This window comes from Mesorhizobium sp. M7A.F.Ca.CA.001.10.2.1 (genome assembly GCF_003998575.1).
GTDB lineage: Bacteria > Pseudomonadota > Alphaproteobacteria > Rhizobiales > Rhizobiaceae > Mesorhizobium.
Genome location: NZ_RZQY01000510.1, coordinates 1 through 4,429, shown reverse-complemented (window position 1 = coordinate 4,429; position 4,429 = coordinate 1). Strand labels below are relative to the sequence as shown.

At 62.5% G+C, this 4,429-nt stretch carries 4 protein-coding genes and 1 pseudogene; 3 read left to right on the top strand and 2 right to left on the bottom strand.

Features of this window, described 5'->3' with window-relative positions; all coding sequences use genetic code 11:
* A pseudogene (locus tag EN964_RS26060) lies at nt 1-1,293 on the bottom strand (lytic transglycosylase domain-containing protein); the annotation flags it as partial.
* Nucleotides 1,294-1,585: 292 nt separating this feature from the next.
* Here EN964_RS26060 and dapA point away from each other — a divergent pair.
* The 3 genes from dapA to EN964_RS26045 all read left to right on the top strand — a co-directional run bounded on the left by dapA (nt 1,586) and on the right by EN964_RS26045 (nt 3,823).
* Nucleotides 1,586-2,467, top strand: coding sequence for a 4-hydroxy-tetrahydrodipicolinate synthase (gene dapA, locus EN964_RS26055; protein ID WP_127267153.1), 882 nt, complete (start codon nt 1,586-1,588; stop codon nt 2,465-2,467).
* Between the two features lie 151 nt (nt 2,468-2,618).
* Nucleotides 2,619-3,098, top strand: a complete 480-nt coding sequence (smpB, locus tag EN964_RS26050) for an SsrA-binding protein SmpB (protein WP_013532594.1) — start codon at nt 2,619-2,621, stop codon at nt 3,096-3,098.
* 14 nt (nt 3,099-3,112) lie between these two features.
* Nucleotides 3,113-3,823 carry a GH25 family lysozyme gene (locus EN964_RS26045; protein WP_127267154.1) on the top strand — a complete coding sequence of 237 codons (711 nt, stop codon included), beginning with the start codon at nt 3,113-3,115 and terminating at the stop codon, nt 3,821-3,823.
* A 42-nt stretch (nt 3,824-3,865) separates the two neighbouring features.
* On the opposite strand, the gene EN964_RS26040 is transcribed toward EN964_RS26045, so the two are convergent.
* A partial coding sequence (locus EN964_RS26040; protein WP_164775993.1) for a uracil-DNA glycosylase occupies nt 3,866-4,429 on the bottom strand: 564 nt, incomplete at its 5' end.

The window sequence follows — 4,429 nt, the reverse complement described above, 5'->3', positions numbered from 1 at the left end:
GGGGTAGGCGATGTTCAGCGCCTGCCGGCCCACGCGTTCGGCGGCAAGCTGACCGTAGAATGTCGTGCCATAGGCAGCGGCGCGCGCAAAATAGTCCTTTGCATTGCCCGGACCACCGACTTCCGCGGCACGGCCGAGCCAGTAATAGGCGCGCGACAGCGTCATCGGCCCCTGGGCGAGGTCCGCGATGCGAGCGAAATGACTGGCCGCGGTTTTTGGGTCGTTCAGGCCGCGCAGCGCATACCAGCCAGCATGGAATTCGGCGTCTCCCGCATTGGCGGCACTTTCGGCGGCGTGTGTGGCGACGATCTTGTACGCGGTCTTCATGTCGCCCTGGTCTACCAGTTCGCGCGACAACACCCGGCGCTCGACCCACCAGGCATCCGGATCGACGAGAGCGTCGCGATCGGTCGGCGCCTGCATCACAATGGCGGCGGCCCCGGCAAAATCCTCCTGCTTGCGCAGATATTCGGCCTGCGCGAAGAAGTAGCCGGCCGAACGTTGCATTGCCGGCACGGCCTTCAGCAGCTTGGGCGCGTTCTTGTCGCCTTTGTCGGCCGCCGCCCAGGCCTCGGCGAGTTGCTGGGCGCCGGCCAGGCCGGCGACGCGCAAGGCGGAATTCGCGCGGTCGGCATAGAACATGCGCTCCATGCGAAAACGGTGGTCGGTGGCCGGGATCAAGCTGCCGAATTCCTTGATCAGCGCCGCCTCGTCCCTGGCCTCCAGGATCGCGGTGCGCCAGAAGGGCGACAGCACCGAACGTGCCGCCTTGATATTGCCTGACGCCACATAGGCGCGGGCAAGAACCATCACACCTTCGAATGTCTGCGGCTGGCTGCCGTCGAACGCCCTGATAACGATGTCGGGGGCAGGGTTCTCGCGATAGAGTGCGCGCTCGCTGTTCCTGCGCAGGGCGACGGTGCCCGGCCAATTGGGCAGCATCTTGGCCGCAGCAGTGATATCGCCGCTCGGAACCTTGTCGCCGCCATAAAGCGCGATCGCCCAGGCAAGGATATGCTGGTCGAGCGACTGAGCCGGAAGGGCATTGCGCACTCCACGAGCGCGGGGACTATCGCCCGCCGCCAACGCATCCAGCCCGCTTTTCAGGGGGGCGACGTCAGGCAAGGGCGCCTGTCGCGTCCTATCCTGCAGGTCTGGCAGCGCAATTGCCGCGCCTGGCATCGGAATGGCTGAGGTGACCCGTACGTCCACGCTACCGCTGATCGCCATGCCCGGCATCAGCGCGAGCGTGGCGCCAAGCAGCGCGAGAATATGAGACCGACCGCCCGGCATGATCCTTAAGTCTTTCCTTGTCCTGGCATTCCCCAAGCAGGCGAAGATGCCTCGAAGCCTAAACTTAGGTCGTGAAGAGCTCGTAAACAAAGGGTTAGCGAGGCCGTTCGAATTGCGCTTGCTGGCACCATGGCAATGCTTGCCGCGCAACCATGTCGAGACTATGGTGCGCCGCTTCGCTTTCGGCTAGAAGGCGCGCACGATAAAGCACCGATGCATGTCGCCCCAAAGTGAATACCGGTTTTGGGGCAACGGCATGCATGAACAAACAAGTCCCAAGGAGTTGGACGATATGCTGAGAGGCTCGCTTACTGCGCTCGTGACACCGTTCGAAAAGAGCGGGCGTTTCGACGAGAAAGCCTTTCGCGCGTTCGTCGAATGGCAACTCTCAGAGGGCACGACGGGCCTGGTGCCGGTCGGCACCACCGGCGAGTCGCCGACGCTGTCGCATGACGAGCACCGCCAGGTCGTCAAGGTGTGTATCGAGGTGGCCAAGGGCCGCGTTCCGGTCGTCGCCGGCGCCGGCTCCAACAACACCGAGGAAGCAGTCGGCCTCGTGCAGTATGCCGAGAAGGCCGGCGCCGATGCCGCCCTCGTCGTCACACCCTACTACAACAGGCCGACACAGCGCGGTCTTTACGAGCATTTCGCGGCGGTCGCCAAGGCGACCAAGCTGCCGATCATCATCTACAATATCCCGCCGCGCTCGGTCATCGACATGATGCCGGAGACGATGGGCCGGCTCGCGCACGACTTCAAGAATATTGTCGGCGTCAAGGATGCCACCGGCAAGGTCGAACGGGTCTCCGAGCAGCGCGCCACGTGCGGCAAGGATTTCATCCAGCTTTCGGGCGAGGACGCTTCGGCGCTCGGCTTCAACGCCCATGGCGGCGTCGGCTGTATTTCGGTGACGTCGAACGTCGCGCCGCGGCTCTGCGCCGAATTCCAGGAGGCAACGCTTGCCGGCGACAGCGTCAGGGCGCTGGATCTGCAGGATCGCCTGCTGCCGCTGCACAAGGCGATCTTCATCGAGCCTGGCGTTTCCGGCGCCAAATATGCGCTGTCGAAGCTAGGCAAGGTCGAAAACGTGCTGCGCTCGCCGCTGGTGACGATCGAACAGTCGACTGCCGACAAGATCGATGCGGCTATGAAGCACGCCGGCTTGATTAATTAGCGAGCCCGTTTGGAAACTCTACTCCTGCGGCCATCTGAAGGCGTCACCTGCGCTTCCGGTGCTCACGTACTATATGTACGCTCCGCTCCGGTTCTCGATGACACCATCATCTGACTCGCAGGAGCGAGTTTCGAAACGGACTCTAAGCATCATGAACCAGGTCAGAAAAGCCGATCCCAACAACAAGACCGTTTCGGAAAACCGTAAGGCGCGGTTTTCCTATGAGGTGCTTGACACGGTCGAGGCCGGTCTGGTGCTGACCGGCACCGAGGTCAAGTCGCTGCGCCAGGGCCAGGCCAACATCCAGGACAGCTATGCCTCGGTCGAAGGCGGCGAGATCTGGCTGATCAATTCCTATCTGCCGGAATATCTGCAGGCCAACCGCTTCAACCATGAGCCGCGCCGGCGCCGCAAGCTGCTGCTCAACAAGCGCGAGATGGCGAAACTGTCACAGAGTGTCGACCGCGAAGGCATGACACTGGTGCCGCTGAAAATCTATTTCAACGACCAGGGCCGCGCCAAGCTGCTGCTCGCTGTCGGCCGCGGCAAGAAACTGCACGACAAGCGCGAATCCGAGAAGCAGCGCGATTGGTCGCGCGAGAAGGGCCGGCTGTTAAAAGAGCGTGGGTAGGCGGGGCCATTCGCTTGAAGAACCGGATTGTCCTCTTTGGTTTGGCCAGCCTGGTCTTGTTGTGTTTCCTTGCAGCAGGCGGCTATCTCTATTTCAGGTCATTCTCGCCGGATCGCGATAAATATCCGGTCAGGGGCATCGACGTCTCCCATCATCAGGGCCAGATCGATTGGCGGCGCGTAGCCGCCGATGATGTCGCCTTTGCCGTCATCAAGGCGACCGAAGGCGGCGATCATGTCGATGATGCTTTCGCACGGAATCTGGAAGAGGCCCGGGCCGCCGGTCTCGCCGTCGGCGCCTATCACTTTTTCACCTTTTGCCGGCCGGGTGCGGACCAGGCGAAGAATTTCATCTCGGTGGTGCCGCACGATCAGTCCCTGCTGCCACCCGTGGTCGATATCGAATTCGGCGGCAACTGCCCGCAGCGGCCGACGCCCGAACAATTGAACGCCGAACTGGCCGCGTTCCTCGCTCCAGTCGAGGCGGCGTTCGGCAAGCCTGCGATTGTCTATCTGACCGACGATGCAGCAGAAGCCTATGCCGGGCGCATTGCTGCCCGTCCGCTCTGGCTCCGCTCATTGCTCCTGGAGCCGGATCGCAACGACTGGGTCTACTGGCAGTACCACAACAGGGGTCGCGTTGACGGCATCAATGGCGATGTCGACCTGAATGTGCTGCAGGGTGGGCCAGCCATGTTGGATGCGCTGAATGCACTGCCGCACTGAGTTGATGTCTGCGGACACCAACTCTAATTACTGCAAAAACATTTATGTCCGCAAGAATTCCGCTATCTGGCTGAAAACGCTAACGAACATCGCTTCGGTCAGCACGCCGGTGTTGGTGTTGTAGCGTGAGCAGTGATAGCTCGAAAACAGCGTGACGCCACCGGCCGGCAGCTGCCCGCCATGCTTGAACGGGTAGGCGGCGACGCGCCCACCCAGCGCCCGCACCGTCGACTGATGCGCGATCGATCCCAGTGCCAGCACGGCGCGCAAATTAGGGAACCGGGCGATCGTCGGCACCAGGAATGTCCGGCAGGTGGCAATCTCCGCGCCCACCGGCTTGTTCTCAGGCGGCACGCAGCGCACGGCATTGGTGATCGCCGTGCCGACAAGCTCCAATCCGTCGTCGGGTCTGGCCTTGAATTCGCCGCGTGCAAAACCGTGCGAAATCAGGGTCGAGTAGAGCAGGTCGCCGGCATAGTCGCCGGTGAACGGGCGGCCCGTTCGGTTGGCACCGCGAAGGCCGGGCGCCAGCCCGACGATCAGCAGTTGGACCGTCGCGTCACCTTCCGAGGGCAGGAAAGTCGGCACCGGCGCATTGAACCAGGA

Coding starts and splice junctions, on each gene's coding strand:
- dapA (WP_127267153.1), top strand. CDS start 1,586: ATGCTGAGAGGCTCGCTTACTGCGCTCGTGACACCGTTCGAAAAGAGC.
- smpB (WP_013532594.1), top strand. CDS start 2,619: ATGAACCAGGTCAGAAAAGCCGATCCCAACAACAAGACCGTTTCGGAA.